Raw genomic sequence first — 15,493 nt, forward strand, 5'->3', positions numbered from 1 at the left:
ATGTAACATCAGAATGGATCCCATACATAATTATTCCTCTGGTAGTATCAGTTAATCAAGGTCCAACAAGTAATCTGCTGACTTCAGAATATAGTCAAATAACTCAATAATATGACTGTCTTCTGCTCCCTGAAGTGACAAACGGCTCCAGACCACCCATTCATTTTTTTCATTCAGGGAAATCACCGGTTGCCCGGAAAGCTGCGTTAATGAATTGAGATTCAGAAACTTTTGCAGCAATTCATTATTTTGCGTAATGTGTGGTAACTCCCCGATATTTGCTGACAAATACCAGTCTGTCTCATTAATTACAATCAAAGATAATGAATATCGCCCGTCAATTGTTAACATAAATGAGTGTTGATCTGCGGCGGGCTGAGAGGAATCCAGTCCGATATGGTGCAACAGCATCATGGCCGCGCGGTGAAAAGAGGATAAATCCTGCATCTCTGTTTCCCTGATTAGTGAAATGATGATCTCATCATGACAAATAATCCGGATATTACTTTCATATCTGATTCATAGAAAAATGTAATCACAGAAAAGAATACAATCACCAAAAAAATCAATCCCATCTTCATTTTATTAAAGAATAAAAAATAACATTAAAATAAAATAATAAATCTCATATATAACTTGGAATTAAAAACATGAAAATAATTCAAACCACACAAAAACCAACAGCAGAAAAACCCTGCTCAAACAGTATGCCGACATTGACATTTATGGATACGCTACAGAAAAGAATATCTCAGGCAAAAAATACACACATGGAATTTAACGGGAGATATATTAATATAACCACAGATATAATCAGACTAAGTAAGGATATATTAGCATGTCAGATTAATGCAGAATCAGGCAGCCTGGAAAAATCCGGTTTTTCTGCAAAATCAAAAAATAAAGGCAAAGATATTATCAGAATATTAGATCAACGATTAAAAGAATGGTATGAATCTGAGAAAATAACGGCACTACCCTCTATTATTTGCCGGGAGTCAGATAAAGAAGCAGAAAAAATTAACATGAAACTACCAGATAAAGTAAAAAAAGAAATAATTGACCTGATAAACGAAAAATACATAAATATTAGCACATTAGAAAAAAGCGCCTCTGTCATTTCCATGATGAACCCTTTAAAATCAGATAACGATTTGATTAAAAAAATAAACATGTTAGGAATAAAGAAAGCGTTGATCAATGACATCAAAAAAGAAGAACCCGAGAAATTTAAATTTCTGGTAGAACATTTTAACAAAGAAAAAATAAAAGATGAAAACTCAATGACACCGGAGGAACTCTTTATTTATCATGATATCCCTATAGTAAGAGAAATAACCGGAAAAATGATATCAGATGTCTACTACAGTATAATTGAAAACATTTACAGCATACTATTCAATGAGTCAGAAACAAGGAAAGCCCCAGATTTTCAGGCGATAAAGAGAGAAATAAAAAATGAAATAGAAAATGAAAATGAAAGACAAAAACCACATCAAAAACAGAAAGAAAAATTAAATAAAGAAAGGGTCACGGATACAGACACGGATACGAATACGAATACGGATAATTATAAACGTGATATTTACGAAGACCTTATCCGCCGTAATTTTTATTCTGAAATAAAAGCAGAACCTTATTCTTTGAAAGAAGAGAGAGAGAAACTCTTTGAGACACTGGATAAAAGCCTGCGTAATGAAAGCCTTTCAGATCAGCGTGCCACGTTTAATCCCGGTATAAAATCGACATCCTCATCTTCGGAAGAAGAACTCAAAAATTTATTCGATATATTGGAAAATAATCATAATACAAGTGATTTATCTGATCAGCGTGCTGTATTAAAGAATAAATAAACTGTAAAAATGGCCGCTTCAGGCTGAAACAAATCCGGTTTGCAGGGGATATTCCGCCAATATCCCCTCTGAATGTCAGGGTTTACTCCGCACGCTTATCATCTCCCTGAAACCACAATCACGCTACATTCCGCTAACAGTGATTAACCTAACAATAATGAAATAAATCCATCTTATCCGCAGGTTACTGCTGGGAACTAAGTCAAATAAGTGTTATTCCTCTCCTGTACAATTGGATAATAACAAACTGAAACTACTTCCTCTTTACTCATTCGGACAGGTGAAATTTATGAAAGCGTTCAAACAACTTGCCGGCGTACTGCTCGCAATTGTCGGTGCCTTTGCCCTCGGGTATATCGCGCTGAACAGGGGCGAACAGATCAATGCGCTCTGGATAGTCGTTGCCGCCGTCTGTATTTATCTGGTGGCTTACCGCTATTACGGGCTCTACATCGCTGAAAAAGTGCTGAAAGTCGATGCAACCCGTATGACCCCCGCCTTTAAAAATAATGACGGGCTTGATTATGTGCCGACAGACAAAAAAGTCCTGTTCGGCCACCACTTTGCCGCCATCGCCGGTGCAGGTCCGCTCGTCGGCCCGGTGCTCGCGGCGCAGATGGGGTATCTGCCGGGCATGCTCTGGCTGCTCGCCGGTGTGGTATTAGCCGGTGCGGTGCAGGACTTTATGGTGCTCTTCGTTTCCACCCGCCGCAACGGCCGCTCCCTCGGTGAGCTGGTCAAAGAGGAGATGGGAAATGTCGCCGGTGTTATCGCGCTGATCGCCTGTTTTATGATTATGGTTATCATCCTCGCCGTCCTCGCGATGATCGTGGTGAAAGCCCTGACCCACAGCCCGTGGGGAACATATACCGTCGCCTTTACCATCCCGCTCGCTTTCTTTATGGGGATTTATACCCGCTACATCCGTCCGGGACGTGTCGGGGAAGTGTCTGTTATCGGTCTGATTTTCCTGGTGTTTGCCATTATCTCCGGCGGCTGGGTGGCCGAAAGCCCGACCTGGGCACCGTATTTTGATTATGATGGCGTACAGCTGACCTGGATGCTGGTCGGTTACGGCTTTGTCGCGGCGGTTCTTCCGGTCTGGTTACTGCTGGCACCGCGTGATTATCTGTCTACCTTCCTGAAAATCGGGACAATCGTCGGTCTGGCGATCGGCATTTTGATTATGCGCCCGATGCTGGAAATGCCTGCGCTGACAAAATTTGTCGACGGCACCGGCCCGGTCTGGGCAGGGGATCTGTTCCCGTTCCTGTTTATCACGATTGCCTGTGGTGCCGTCTCCGGCTTCCACGCCCTGATTGCCTCCGGCACCACGCCGAAAATGCTGGCTAACGAAAACCAGGCCTGCTTTATCGGTTACGGCGGCATGCTGATGGAATCCTTTGTCGCGATTATGGCACTGGTTGCTGCCTGTGTAATCGACCCGGGTGTGTACTTCGCCATGAACAGCCCGATGGCTATGCTGGCACCGGCCGGTACCACCGATGTGGTTGCTTCTGCCGCCAGTGTGGTCAGCAGCTGGGGCTTCCAGATAACCCCGGAAACCTTAACCAATATCGCCAATGAAGTGGGCGAACAGAGCATTATCTCCCGCGCAGGGGGCGCGCCGACACTCGCCGTCGGTATGGCCTATATTCTGCACGGAGCGCTCGGCGGACTGATGGATGTCTCCTTCTGGTATCACTTCGCCATTCTGTTTGAAGCGCTGTTTATCCTGACCGCTGTGGATGCCGGTACACGCTCCGCCCGCTTTATGTTGCAGGATTTACTGGGTGTGATTTCCCCGGCACTGAAACGGACAGATTCCCTGCCCGCCAACCTGATCGCCACCGCATTGTGTGTGCTGGCGTGGGGTTACTTCCTGCATCAGGGCGTGGTCGATCCGCTCGGTGGTATTAACACCCTGTGGCCGCTGTTCGGTATCGCCAACCAGATGCTGGCCGGTATGGCGCTGATGCTGTGTGCTGTGGTGCTGTTCAAGATGAAGCGCCAGGCATACGCCTGGGTGGCACTGGTACCGATGGCGTGGCTGTTAATCTGTACCATGACCGCAGGCTGGGAAAAAGTGTTCAGCGAAGATGCCCGTGTCGGCTTCCTGGCGGTAGCCAATAAGTTCCAGGCGATGATTGACAGCGGTAATATCCCGTCGCAGTACACTGCGTCGCAGCTGTCACAACTGGTGTTTAATAACCGTCTCGATGCCGGTCTGACACTGTTCTTTATGGTTGTCGTGGTCGTACTGGCTGTCTTCTCACTGAAGACCGCGCTGAAAGCACTGAAATCAGACAAACCGACTGATAACGAAACACCGTATGAACCGATGCCGGAAAACTATCTTGATTTAGTGGCAAACAGCAAATCTGCCCACTAAAATCTGATATACTGATGAAATAAGGAGCGGCAGACATGCCGCTCCTCCGTACGCAACAGGTTCAGGGTCATAATTATGTTTGATACTCTCGCAAAAGCAGGACGTTATCTCGGGCAGACCGCCAAAATGATGATTGGCGTGCCGGATTACGATAACTATGTACAGCACATGAAAAACACCCATCCTGATCAGACACCGATGACCTATGAAGAGTTTTTCCGCGATCGTCAGGATGCCCGTTACGGCAGTAAAGGCGGCCCGAAATGCTGCTGAGCGGCACAACGGACTTCATGTAAAAATACCGCAATAATTTGCGGTATTTTTTTTATGTATCAGCGGCAGTTATTTTCCTGTAAACGCATCAGCTGCCCCAGACGGGCAGAGACTTTTTCGCGGGCATCCCCTTTGGCAATCCCGTTTCCGATACCAAAATCCCCCAGGAACCCTAATACCGTTTTACCGTCAAATTCACCGGTTTTCTCAATTTCCTGCTCAATACTGCGGGTGATAGCAATTTCCTTTTTGATATCATGGCAATCCATTAACGAGGATTCCTCAACAGATATCGCAGCCGCCTGCGGGTATTGTTTGGTGGCACAGGCGGACAGCAGTAAGGCAAACGGGATAATCACAGCGATTTTTTTCATGGTATTTTTACTCTCAGAAATAAAGCTCAGACCATAAGAAAAAATGCACCGCCCGGATATCAAATACCGACCTTAAATCCGTGTATTTATAAAAAAACCGCCGGATTTCTGAACTGCACCCCATAATAGTTAGTATATGCTCTGCCGTTTCTGATACCCAAGTTATCCCGGAAATCCCGGTACTGCTTTGCCGTCAGATTGCCCGTTTTCTTCAATTTTCTGCTGAATACTGCGTAGGGGAATGGTGATTTTCAATCTATGACTTTTCATTCGCATTTTTAGGTATATACTTTTTTATATTGCAAATTAACGTAATTCATGCAATTAATGGCCTGACAACATGGAATTATTAAATGTAAATGGATTATATTACATGGCTGACATTATCTATCTAACACTAAAAGGTAGTAAACAAGGGCTTATATCTGCTGGTTGTTCCTCTTACGATTCAATTGGTAACAAATATCAAGAAAATCATATTGATGAAATACTTGTGTATTCAACCACCTATGATTTAGCACGAAAACAAAATGTTTCACATGCACCATTTCTTATGACTAAGGCTGATGATAAAGCATCGCCATTATTACTTTCCTCTATTGCTAATAATGAATTACTAGATTGTATTTTTAATTATTACCGTATAGATAAAAGTGGGGTTATGACGCCGTATAAGACAATAAGACTAACTAAAGCATCTATTATTCGCATTACTAATGAGTCGCCTAATTCATTAACAGACAATAACTTACAGTCAATCGAAAAAATATCACTCCTTTATGAGAGCATTACTTGCTCACATAATATTGCTAATACCTCTGGTTATTCAATCAGGGATGAAGCTATTCGGTAGAGGTATGTAATGAAAATTAATGATGTATATTTCAATAGATTCAACATCCCAATCATTACTTCTCCTGATGTTCATTCAGAATCATTAATTAGTGATCCTGTGAAAATATTTGTAGTTTCTAATTATAATTGGGGTATCGGGCATACAGGTTTAGTTGTAGGTGAGGGGCAGGATGCTATTTTATATGACCCCGCAGGAGGATACTCTGGCTGCCCGTCAAAAAAATGCTATGACAATATAAATGAACCCCGAACACTACGCAGTTCCGGGGAGTTTTTTGATTATCCGGAGTTTGACTGGGATGATTACTTATCATTTCAGTTATGGGATGGCCCTGATGTACAAATTATTGAGTTTACAGTACCAAGAGAACAAGCTGAAAAAATAAAATCGCTTATTTTTTCTCATGGTATGGCTGATTGGCTTACTTGTTCGAGAACAGTTTTGAGAATTTTAAAATCCAGTGGCGGAGTTTTTAGTTCACTTGAGGAAAGTATTATTTTCAGAGAGGATCCCTGGAACTTTCGGGAAAAATTAATTGATCTGCATTATCCTAAAAGTGGGGGGGTAATTTCAGGTGCATACTAAATACAAGGTATTAATATTATACTTTTCACTTTCATTAAGCACTGCATTTTTTTATTTTGAAACAGTCCATCAATATTTTTTCAGATTTTACCCTCATTCTGTAAATGTTAATTTGGTTATAGGCGCTCAAACCACTTTATCTTTGTATTTTTTAATTTATTTATTTATTTTGAGCATTCTTTTTATATATAAAACAGATGTTAAAATCACTCCAAAATTTAGATTTATCATCTATTTTTTATTTCCATATTTAATTTGTATTTTTGTCTGGATTTTAAATTCACATAATAGAAATAGTGAGTTTCTGGTAAGTGACTGGCTTATTAATTCATATATTATACACTTTGTTTTTGTGATAACACTGTTGTCTTATTTTGTTGATTATATCCTTAGGGTTTTAGTTTTCAGAAGTAAAGATGAATTAATGAAGATATTATGAACCCTTATCCATAAAAAACCGCCGGATTGCTGCGGCGGTTTCAGTGATAGTCAGAGGAACAGGCTCACTCTTCGTCTTCACCTTCAAATAAGGTAAATCCGCCAAAACCGTCCCAGCCCGGCAGTGCATCATAAACCTGCTGCACCGCGCAGGTGACTTTCTCATTAACCGGCATATAAAAACCGACAAGATCCGGCTGAATGCCCAGGAAAATGACGTCCGGGATATCTTCTTTCAGTTGATCAATCAGAAAGTTGAGCGGCAGGTTATGCGTGCTCATGATAAACATCTCTGCGATATCATCCGGATCAATTATACGGATGTCACCGGGGTTCAGGCCGATATCCGCCGCATCAACAATCAGCAGACGTTCCGGTTTCAGCGCCCGCACCTGATGCGCCACATTTTCCGGCGCACTGCCGCCGTTAACGGCAATCCAGCCGTCAACCGGGTTTTGTTCCATCAGGTCAAACAGCATCGGTCCCGCAGCATCATCGCCCATCATGGTGTTACCGACAGCCAGCATCACATTTTTTGCAGTTATTTCACTCATGGGCGGCGCTTCACTATCAGGTAAATAGCCGGTTCACGCTCAATCTCCCCGAGCAGGCGGATCAGCGTGGCACTCCATTCGCGGAAGTCCGGATTGTTATCCTTCGTCAGCGGATCCAGTGCCAGCGCCAGCATATTGGTATGCGTGGAATCGATATTGATTTCACCGAAGGTAATCAGTCCCTGCAACTTGCGGCGCGCCTCCCCTTCGGGAAGCGCATTCACCCAGGACTGATAACCGCTGAGCGGGCAGATCAATTCCGTATTCAGACAATCGATCATGCCAACGTGGTGGCCGATTGCCAGTGAGTAATACATCACCTGCTGAGCCTCTTCCGGCACATCATCGTCACTGTCGACAAACTTTTGTCTCAGCGACCAGAAGATCACTTTTCCGTCAGTATCTGCATGATCGGGTGTCTGTTCAGGCATGAATGCCTCCTTGTTGTAATACGGTCACCAGGCGGTTCACGATTTCGCGCAAACGCGGATCCTGCTCTTCATCCATCCAGGTCTGCATCGTGCCTTTCACCTGTTCCGGTGTGGCGTTTTCCAGCAGCGTCAGGAAGCGGTCACTGATTTCGCGTCCCTGATAATAACCGGCCTGACGGCGCGCTTCTCGTTCAATCATCACACGGGTTGCCAGCGGAACGGACGGCAGCAGCAGTTCCACACGCTCATCATCCGCCTCAACATGATCCTGACCTTTCAGTTTCTGATTCAGCAGACCCAGCGCCACGGCAAAACCGTAGATGGTTGCTGCCGGTGTCGGCGGGCAGCCCGGGATCCAGACATCAATCGGCACGATATGCTCACTGCCGCCCCAGACACAATACAGGTCATGGAAGATACCGCCGCCGCAACCGCAGGCACCGTAAGAGATACAGATTTTCGGATCAGGGGCGGATTCATACGCCCGCAGTGCCGGCATCCGCATAGCGCGGGTCACCGCGCCGGTAAACAGCAGAATATCCGCGTGACGCGGTGATGCCACCACTTTGATCCCGAAACGCTCCGCATCAAATACCGGGGTAATAGCGGAGAAGATCTCAATCTCACAGCCGTTACAACCGCCGCAGTCCACACGGTAAACATAGGCTGAACGTTTGATATCTTTCAGCAGCGTGCTTTTCAGTTTCGCCACCTGCTCATCCATCTTCAGCGGTTCGCTGACATGATGGTTCACCGGGATTTCAGGCAAACTCATGATTTTTCTCCCTCAATATGCAGACGGAAGTTCTGACGGTCATTGTTCAGCAGGTTATTTTTCTGCTTACAGGACGGACAGGTTTCATACATCGGCCGCAATGCTTCAATTCCGCTCTCTTCAATACCTGACGCCACCATCAGCGCCATCGCATATTCCACGGATTTTTTCGGTGCGAACGCTTCCCCGCACTGACGGCAGTGCTGTAAGCGGAATGTCCCTTTCATATAGAGATCCGCTTTGTTCATTACCGCCGTTTCAAACTCTTCGGTCAGATGGATAGCCCGGGTCGGACACACTTCCTCGCAGCGCGCGCAATAAATGCAGCGGCCGAGGAATAACTGCCAGCGGCGCTCACCACTTTCCAGGTCAGTCTCCATCGTCAGGGCGTTTGCCGGACAGGCAGAAATACAGGCACCGCAGGCGATGCACTGCTCCGGCACATATTCCGGCTTACCGCGGAACCCGTGTGCCACTTCCAGTGGTTTGAACGGATATTTGACCGTTGCTGTCCCCGCATTGCGGAGGGTCTTAAACAGTTTAAACATGGTATTCCCTCCGGCTTATTTCAGCGGTGAATGTTTGCGATCGATGCTGTACTGCTCGATCTCTTTGTACGCCACAGTTTTCGCTTTGCGTTTTTTCACATCCACCAGCGTGACGCGGTCAGTACAGGAGTAGCACGGGTCAAGGCTGCCGATAATCAGCGGCGCATCAGAAACGGTATTGCCCTGTAACATATAGCGCAGCACCGGCCAGTTGGCGTAGGTGGCGGCACGGCAGCGCCAGCGGAACAGTTTCTGGTTATCTCCCAGCATGCTCCAGTGGATATCTTCCCCGCGCGGTGCCTCGGTGTAACCCAGGGCAAATTTGTGCGGCTGATAGGTAAAGCCTTCGGTCAGAATCGGCCCTTCCGGCATGTTATCCAGCGCGTATTCGATCATGGCGAGTGAATCCAGCACTTCTTTCACACGCACCATGACACGGGAGTAAACATCACAGCCATCCATGGTAAATAATGTTTTCGGCAGATTGCCGTAATCAGCAAACGGATGATCAAAACGGACGTCGCGTTTAAAGCCGCTGGCGCGGATCATCGGACCGACCGGGCTGTAATCACGTGCAATCTGCGGATCAAGACGACCGACACCGACCGTACGCTGTTCCATATTTGGTGTGCTCAGCAGCATATCCACCAGTTGTGTGACATCCGCGCGCATCTCGCGGACCAGCTGAATGGTTTTCACCCGCTGCTCTTTGAGGAAATCACGGCGCACACCGCCGATCAGGTTGGTTCCGTACGTTTTACGCGCACCGGTCAGCAGTTCGGCCATGGTCATGGATTTTTCACGCACACGGAAGAACTGCATAAAGCCGGTATCAAAACCGGTGAAGTGGCTGGCGAGCCCGATATTCAGCAGGTGGCTGTGCAGGCGTTCCACTTCCAGCAGTACGCTGCGGATGGTATGCGCACGCTGCGGCACATAGATACCCAGCGCGTTTTCCACGGATGTGGTGTACGCCACGCTGTGGGTAAAGCCGCAGATACCGCACACGCGGTCAGACAGGAAAGTGACTTCGTTATACCCCATACGGGTTTCCGCCAGTTTTTCCATGCCGCGGTGGACGTAGAACATTCGGTAGTCCGCATCGACAATCCGCTCCCCGTCAACGAACAGACGGAAATGCCCCGGTTCATCCGACGTGATGTGCAGCGGGCCGATTGGCACAACGCGCGCATCTTTTTTGCTGTCGTTGATAAACTCGTAAGTCTCGGTATCGGTGGTCGGTGCCGGACGCTGACGGTAATCCATGGTGTCTTTGCGCAGCGGGTAGAGATCATCCGGCCAGTCATCCGGCAGCACCAGGCGGCGTTCGTCCGGCAGACCCACCGGACGCAGCCCGTACATATCACGGATCTCACGCTCGCCCCACACCGCCGCAGGCACGCGCGGTGTGACAGACGGGAATTCCTGGGTGATCGGGCTGACATACGCCTTCACGGTGACCCAGCATTTTTCACCCTCTTCCATAGAGAGTGCATAGTAAACCGCGAACTGTCCGTTCAGCGGACGCTCATCGTTACCCCACAGCACCGGCAGCCAGCCGCCGCAGCCGTAGTACAGAAACTCCACCACCTCCGGCAGCATCTCTGTTTTGATGGTGATGGTCAGCTGATTGGCAGTCTGCCACTCTTCTTCCAGCACCGCATGGGGAAATTTCTCGCGGACCTGTGCCAGATAGCCCGCGCCTTTACGAACGCCCTGAAGGGTATCTGTATAATTCTGATAGCTCACGTTTTATTTCTCCTGCGATGATGTGGATGTTGTATCAACACCCCACGGCCAGCGGTAGTCCGGGGTGGTTAATTCTGTACCTGGTAATGCACTGTCCGTCAGGACAATAGTGGCGGCATTTTCGAGCAGACGGCTGACCGGCTGCGGAATGTGGGTGCCCATCACCAGCATCAGTACAATGAGGATGGCCATCGGCAATGTCGTCAGGATACCTGCCTCGCCGCGTGACACGCAGTCAGGCTGTGCGCCGAACAGGGTTTTCGATACCATTCTAACCAACCCGCCGAGGACGATAGTGAGCAGGATCAAAAGCAGCAGTGTCAGCCAGAAATGATCCGCCGCCAGACCCGCAACCACCGTCATAAACTCACTCAGGAACACGTTGAACGGCGGCATACCGCCGAGTGCCAGCGCGCCGCCCGCAAAGACAACCGCCGTAAACGGCATGGTACGCAGCATTCCTTTGACCACCGTGATATCACGGGTGCCGTACTTCAGTAACACGTTACCGGAACCGCAGAACAGCAGGGTTTTACCCAGGCTGTGGTTCAGTGTGTGCAGTAACGCGGCCAGCACACCCAACGGGCCGCCGATACCCAGCGCCACCGCAATCAGTCCCATGTTTTCCACACTGGAGTAAGCCAGCAGGCGTTTCATATCACGCTGGATAAGGATGAAGAACGCCGCCACCGCGACAGAAAGCAGGCCGAAGACCAGCAGCAGTGTCTGTGTGAATTCCCCGCCGATAGCAGACGTGATAATGATGTAGTAACGGATGATAATCAGCAGTGCACAGTTCAGCAGAACCGCAGACAGCAGCGCGGAGACCGGGCTCGGCGCTTCACTGTGCGCATCCGGCAGCCAGGCATGCATCGGGAACAGACCGGTTTTGGTTCCGAAACCAATCAGCACAAACACAAAGGCCAGGTGCATCAGGGTCGGATCCAGCAGTGCGGTATGTTTCAGCACTTCAGTCCAGAAGATAGCCAGTTCCGGATCCGGCATCACACTCGCCGCATTCGCATACACAAGAATGGTGCCGAACAGACCGAACGCCACACCGACACTACAGATAATGATGTATTTCCACGCCGCTTCGAGGGAAGAGCGCTGTCCGTAGATACCCACCAGGAACGCAGAGCTGAGCGTGGTGGCTTCTACCGCCGCCCACATCAGGATCAGGTTGTTACTGGTGATCACCAGCAGCATGGTGAACAGGAACAGATGGAAAAAGCCGTAGTAGTTGCAGAGTGTTGCCACACTGACTTCACCATCATCCACTTCGTGGTTCATATAGCCGATGGAGTACAGGCCGGTCAGGAAACCGACGATCCCGAGGATCGCCAGGAATAATCCGGCCAGGCTGTCCAGGTGGATCCAGCGGTCTGCCATCAGCAGATCACCTTCCTCACCGATGGTGTAAACCATCCACAGCGAGAAGACGAGCATCAGGGAGATACCGATGGTATGCACCAGCGTCACCACACCTTTTGCACCGCCGCCCGCCAGGCGGCAGGCAAATGCCAGCAGTGAAATCACCAGCGGCGTTGCCATTAATAACGTTAACAACATGGTTTGACTCATCTCATCACCCCTTCAGCGCGGTCAGTTGATCCACGTTCAGTGTGTTGAGCGTGCGATAGATTTTACGTGCCAGCACCGCCATGATAATCACAGCGAAAATGGCGTCCGTCGCGATACCGATTTCCACCAGCTCAGGCGCTTTATACGCCAGCAGAGCCAGTGTCAGGTGCGATCCGTTTTCCATCAGGCAGTAACCGAATGCCTGTTTGAGGATGTTGCGCTGTGTCACGATGCAGAGTAAACCCAGCATAAAGTGACCCAGAGAAACAGCCAGCGCCGGTTTCAGATCCGCCACCATCGGCAGTTTCACCGGTTCGACCACAAACCAGCACAGCACCACAATCACCGCCGCGGCCAGCATCAGCCAGGCCGGGCTTATCACGCCGCCGTTGGCGGTCGGATCAGACAGTTTGCGGAAGGCATAGCCCATAATCAGCGGCACCAGCACCACTTTGGTCGCGAAGGCGGTGATCGCCCACATGCCCAATTGCGGTGCGTCCAGTGTCTGTGACAGCGTGGCAAAAATCGCCACAAGCACCAGAGACTGAAGTGCGTAGAACCAGCAGGACGCCACCGGGCGCTTCGCCCCGATAACCAGCAGCGAGGTGATCATCATCAGCCCCGCGAGATTGTTCACAATAATAGAACCAGTCATACTTTCTCTCCCTTAACCGAGCCAGATGACGGCGATAACACTTGAACAGAACGACATCACAATCAGCAGGCCGATAACCCACTGCATTGCTGCCGGAACCGGAGTTCCGTTTGCCACGTCTTCACTTGGTTCACCCGGCACGACTTTGCCGAACCAGTAGAGCAGCCAGGCAAAGCTGGCAACGGATTCGATCAGTACCAGCACCATGATTGGCGCAAAGATCCAGAACTGTTCAGATAACGCGAAACCTGCCGCGAAGATCGGGAATTTACTGAAGAAGCCGTTAAGCGGCGGTACCCCGGCAATCGCCAGCGCAGCCACACAGAAACCGACACCCAGCAGCGGATAGCGTTTTGACAGACCGCGCAGACGCGGCAGCATACGGGTTCCGCAGCTGTAGCTGAGCGCACCGGCCACCAGGAAGAACAGGCTCTTGGCAAACGCATGGTTAAAGATGTATGCGATACCGCCGTCAAAGGCTTCTTTTGAGCCGAAGATGGACAGAGACAGCGCGAGGAAGATATACGCCAGCTGGGTAATGGTTGACCAGGCCAGCAGACGTTTCATATCTTTCTGCGGCAGATACATCATAAAACCATACACCAGCGTGATAACGGCCATCACCACACCGACCCAGCCGATGATTTCCGGCACATGATCAGACGACATGATGCTGCGGGCAAAGATGTAAACCCCCACTTTCACCATGGACGCGGCGTGCAGATACGCACTCACCGGTGTCGGCGCTTCCATCGCATCCGGCAGCCAGGCCTGTAACGGCAGCTGAGCTGATTTACCCCATGCCGCAAACAGGATACCGCCGAAGACGATCAGGCTTTGTGCCTCATTCAGCTGGTTAATCGCGCTCAGGGCAAACGTGCCGGTGCTGATAAACAGCGTTGCCGCCGCCATAAACAGGCCGAGGGAACCGACGTGTGTGATCAGCAGCGCTTTCATCGCCGAACGCTGGGCTTTTTCTGTCTGGTAGTAACCAATCAGCGCCCATGAACAGCCGCCGGTGATTTCAAAGAACAGTAACTGACCCAGAATGGTGGATGACAGAACCACGCCCGCCATCGCACCGATAAAAATCAGCAGGAAGGCATAATAGCGGCGGGTCGGCCCGTGTGCGTGCTCGCGGTTACCTTCAGTCAGATAGCCGGTGGAGTACAGGCAAATCAGGAAACCGAGGAACACCACCGCAAACGCGATCAGGGTGCTGACACCGTCAACGGTAAAGCCGAACAGCGCGACATCACCGGCCTGAACCAGTTCCAGTGTGGCGGCAGTCTTACCGCCGTCGAGATACAGCCAGCCCAGTGCCGCCGTACCGAGAGAGGCCAGCAGCGCGACTAAGGTACTCAGCCACGGTGCCATGCGCGTCGGCAGGACACTGACCAGCAACGCCCCGGCAAACGGAATCAGCAGGGTCGCCAGTGCAATATTTTCTAACATGCTTTATCGCTCCTTACAGACCGGTGAGATAGAACACGAATCCGAGCGCAGCCACGCCGAATCCTAACCAGGTCACATGATGCGTCAGCAGAAAACGACCACGGGCCAGACTGTTTTCGACCAGCGATGCCAGAACGAAAATCACCAGCAGTTTTACCAGCATCAGTACCAGCGCCAGCAGCAGACTGCCGGCGGTCAGAACAGATGCACTGCCGAACGGGAAGAAAATCGAGAGAAACAGCACGGCCACAACCACCTGTTTCAGACCGATCCCCCATTTCACCAGCGCCAGACCGGAACCGGAGTACTCAGTCAGCGGCCCTTCCTGCAGTTCCTGCTCGGCTTCCGCGACGTCGAACGGGATTTTGCCCATTTCGATAAAGGTCGCGAAACCACAGGCCAGCATCGCCAGGAGCGTCGCGGTCGGTGATACCCAGCCCTGACTCATCACAGCACTGATACTGCCGATATTGGTCGAACCGGCAATCAGCGCAACCACCAGCAGGCCGAGGAACAGAATCGGCTCCACCAGCACGCCAAGGGTCAGCTCACGGCTGGCACCGATACCGGCGAACGGGCTGCCGGTGTCCAGACCGGACAGGGAGAAGAAAAAGCGGAACAGCGCGAAAATATATAAAATGATGATGAGGTCGCCTGCCCCGCTGAACAGTGACGTTGTGGTCACAACCGGCAACGCCATCGCCAGCAGCAGCATGCTGCCGAGCAGCACATACGGCATCACCCGGAAAATAAATCCGGAATCACGCGGTGCCACAGACTGACGTTTCAGTAATTTGATGATGTCACGGTAATCCTGCATAATGCCCGGCCCCTGACGGGAGTGCATTTTTGCGCGGATCTGACGGGAGATGCCGGTAAACAGCGGCGTCAGCAGCAGCAGGAAAATCGCCTGAACTACAGCGAAGAGCCCCGTCATCAATGTAGGTGTATCCTGAATCGACATGGTTTCT

At 49.7% G+C, this 15,493-nt stretch carries 16 protein-coding genes; 5 read left to right on the forward strand and 11 right to left on the reverse strand.

Features of this window, described 5'->3' with window-relative positions:
* Window positions 1–51: 51 nt before the first annotated feature.
* A complete protein-coding gene (locus JC793_RS16560) occupies window positions 52–447 on the reverse strand; it encodes a type III secretion system chaperone (RefSeq protein ID WP_218426726.1) in 396 nt (131 codons plus the stop codon).
* A gap of 203 nt (window positions 448–650) precedes the next feature.
* Here JC793_RS16560 and JC793_RS16565 point away from each other — a divergent pair, with 203 nt between their 5' ends.
* The 3 genes from JC793_RS16565 (at window position 651) to JC793_RS16575 (ending at window position 4,518) form a co-directional block, all read left to right on the forward strand.
* Window positions 651–1,853, forward strand: a complete 1,203-nt coding sequence (locus tag JC793_RS16565) for a hypothetical protein (RefSeq protein WP_218426728.1) — start codon at window positions 651–653, stop codon at window positions 1,851–1,853.
* A gap of 289 nt (window positions 1,854–2,142) precedes the next feature.
* Window positions 2,143–4,245, forward strand: coding sequence for a pyruvate/proton symporter CstA (gene cstA / locus JC793_RS16570; RefSeq protein WP_107680441.1), 2,103 nt, complete (start codon window positions 2,143–2,145; stop codon window positions 4,243–4,245).
* Between the two features lie 75 nt (window positions 4,246–4,320).
* Complete coding sequence (locus tag JC793_RS16575) at window positions 4,321–4,518, forward strand: YbdD/YjiX family protein (protein WP_004235011.1); 198 nt, start codon at window positions 4,321–4,323, stop codon at window positions 4,516–4,518.
* Between the two features lie 59 nt (window positions 4,519–4,577).
* Here JC793_RS16575 and JC793_RS16580 read toward each other — a convergent pair whose 3' ends face one another.
* Window positions 4,578–4,892 (reverse strand): hypothetical protein, encoded by a 315-nt coding sequence (locus JC793_RS16580; protein WP_166708588.1) that lies wholly within the window; start codon window positions 4,890–4,892, stop codon window positions 4,578–4,580.
* A 373-nt stretch (window positions 4,893–5,265) separates the two neighbouring features.
* Here JC793_RS16580 and JC793_RS16585 point away from each other — a divergent pair, with 373 nt between their 5' ends.
* Together JC793_RS16585 and JC793_RS16590 are read left to right on the forward strand one after the other, a co-directional pair.
* Window positions 5,266–5,745 (forward strand): Hcp family type VI secretion system effector, encoded by a 480-nt coding sequence (locus JC793_RS16585; RefSeq protein WP_107680440.1) that lies wholly within the window; start codon window positions 5,266–5,268, stop codon window positions 5,743–5,745.
* A gap of 9 nt (window positions 5,746–5,754) precedes the next feature.
* Window positions 5,755–6,333 (forward strand): hypothetical protein, encoded by a 579-nt coding sequence (locus JC793_RS16590; protein ID WP_208323191.1) that lies wholly within the window; start codon window positions 5,755–5,757, stop codon window positions 6,331–6,333.
* Between the two features lie 503 nt (window positions 6,334–6,836).
* On the opposite strand, the gene hycI is transcribed toward JC793_RS16590, so the two are convergent.
* Genes hycI through JC793_RS16635 form a run of 9 tightly spaced genes read right to left on the reverse strand, consistent with a single transcriptional unit; the run spans window position 6,837 to window position 15,486 of the window.
* Window positions 6,837–7,325 carry a hydrogenase maturation peptidase HycI gene (gene hycI, locus JC793_RS16595; RefSeq protein WP_054425411.1) on the reverse strand — a complete coding sequence of 163 codons (489 nt, stop codon included), beginning with the start codon at window positions 7,323–7,325 and terminating at the stop codon, window positions 6,837–6,839.
* Entirely contained in the window at window positions 7,322–7,756 is a 435-nt protein-coding gene (locus tag JC793_RS16600; RefSeq protein ID WP_166708590.1) for a formate hydrogenlyase maturation HycH family protein, read from the reverse strand. Before JC793_RS16600 ends, hycI begins: the two co-directional genes overlap by 4 nt.
* Window positions 7,749–8,531: an NADH-quinone oxidoreductase subunit B family protein gene (locus tag JC793_RS16605; RefSeq protein WP_046893082.1), complete on the reverse strand. Its 783-nt coding sequence runs from the start codon at window positions 8,529–8,531 to the stop codon at window positions 7,749–7,751. Before JC793_RS16605 ends, JC793_RS16600 begins: the two co-directional genes overlap by 8 nt.
* On the reverse strand, window positions 8,528–9,079 hold the full coding sequence (gene hyfH, locus JC793_RS16610; protein ID WP_046893083.1) for a hydrogenase 4 subunit H: 552 nt from the start codon (window positions 9,077–9,079) through the stop codon (window positions 8,528–8,530). The genes JC793_RS16605 and hyfH overlap by 4 nt, the downstream gene beginning before the upstream one ends.
* A 15-nt stretch (window positions 9,080–9,094) precedes the next feature.
* Window positions 9,095–10,828, reverse strand: coding sequence for a hydrogenase large subunit (locus JC793_RS16615; RefSeq protein WP_166708591.1), 1,734 nt, complete (start codon window positions 10,826–10,828; stop codon window positions 9,095–9,097).
* Between the two features lie 3 nt (window positions 10,829–10,831).
* Complete coding sequence (locus JC793_RS16620; protein ID WP_046893085.1) at window positions 10,832–12,412, reverse strand: hydrogenase 4 subunit F; 1,581 nt, start codon at window positions 12,410–12,412, stop codon at window positions 10,832–10,834.
* 4 nt (window positions 12,413–12,416) lie between these two features.
* Complete coding sequence (hyfE, locus tag JC793_RS16625) at window positions 12,417–13,067, reverse strand: hydrogenase 4 membrane subunit (protein WP_004235001.1); 651 nt, start codon at window positions 13,065–13,067, stop codon at window positions 12,417–12,419.
* A gap of 12 nt (window positions 13,068–13,079) precedes the next feature.
* Window positions 13,080–14,522 carry a hydrogenase 4 subunit D gene (locus JC793_RS16630; protein WP_052926659.1) on the reverse strand — a complete coding sequence of 481 codons (1,443 nt, stop codon included), beginning with the start codon at window positions 14,520–14,522 and terminating at the stop codon, window positions 13,080–13,082.
* Between the two features lie 13 nt (window positions 14,523–14,535).
* Entirely contained in the window at window positions 14,536–15,486 is a 951-nt protein-coding gene (locus tag JC793_RS16635; RefSeq protein ID WP_046893087.1) for a respiratory chain complex I subunit 1 family protein, read from the reverse strand.
* Window positions 15,487–15,493 lie beyond the last annotated feature (7 nt).

The organism is Morganella morganii, assembly GCF_019242955.1.
GTDB lineage: Bacteria > Pseudomonadota > Gammaproteobacteria > Enterobacterales > Enterobacteriaceae > Morganella > Morganella sibonii.

What these genes read in the sequence shown, in the direction of transcription:
- JC793_RS16590 (WP_208323191.1), top strand. Translation starts at nt 5,755, where the DNA reads ATGAAAATTAATGATGTATATTTCAATAGATTCAACATCCCAATCATT.
- JC793_RS16580 (WP_166708588.1), bottom strand. Translation starts at nt 4,892, where the DNA reads ATGAAAAAAATCGCTGTGATTATCCCGTTTGCCTTACTGCTGTCCGCC.
- JC793_RS16565 (WP_218426728.1), top strand. Translation starts at nt 651, where the DNA reads ATGAAAATAATTCAAACCACACAAAAACCAACAGCAGAAAAACCCTGC.
- JC793_RS16560 (WP_218426726.1), bottom strand. Translation starts at nt 447, where the DNA reads ATGCAGGATTTATCCTCTTTTCACCGCGCGGCCATGATGCTGTTGCAC.
- hyfH (WP_046893083.1), bottom strand. Translation starts at nt 9,079, where the DNA reads ATGTTTAAACTGTTTAAGACCCTCCGCAATGCGGGGACAGCAACGGTC.
- cstA (WP_107680441.1), top strand. Translation starts at nt 2,143, where the DNA reads ATGAAAGCGTTCAAACAACTTGCCGGCGTACTGCTCGCAATTGTCGGT.
- JC793_RS16575 (WP_004235011.1), top strand. Translation starts at nt 4,321, where the DNA reads ATGTTTGATACTCTCGCAAAAGCAGGACGTTATCTCGGGCAGACCGCC.
- JC793_RS16600 (WP_166708590.1), bottom strand. Translation starts at nt 7,756, where the DNA reads ATGCCTGAACAGACACCCGATCATGCAGATACTGACGGAAAAGTGATC.
- JC793_RS16630 (WP_052926659.1), bottom strand. Translation starts at nt 14,522, where the DNA reads ATGTTAGAAAATATTGCACTGGCGACCCTGCTGATTCCGTTTGCCGGG.
- JC793_RS16605 (WP_046893082.1), bottom strand. Translation starts at nt 8,531, where the DNA reads ATGAGTTTGCCTGAAATCCCGGTGAACCATCATGTCAGCGAACCGCTG.
- JC793_RS16620 (WP_046893085.1), bottom strand. Translation starts at nt 12,412, where the DNA reads ATGAGTCAAACCATGTTGTTAACGTTATTAATGGCAACGCCGCTGGTG.
- hyfE (WP_004235001.1), bottom strand. Translation starts at nt 13,067, where the DNA reads ATGACTGGTTCTATTATTGTGAACAATCTCGCGGGGCTGATGATGATC.
- JC793_RS16585 (WP_107680440.1), top strand. Translation starts at nt 5,266, where the DNA reads ATGGCTGACATTATCTATCTAACACTAAAAGGTAGTAAACAAGGGCTT.
- hycI (WP_054425411.1), bottom strand. Translation starts at nt 7,325, where the DNA reads ATGAGTGAAATAACTGCAAAAAATGTGATGCTGGCTGTCGGTAACACC.
- JC793_RS16635 (WP_046893087.1), bottom strand. Translation starts at nt 15,486, where the DNA reads ATGTCGATTCAGGATACACCTACATTGATGACGGGGCTCTTCGCTGTA.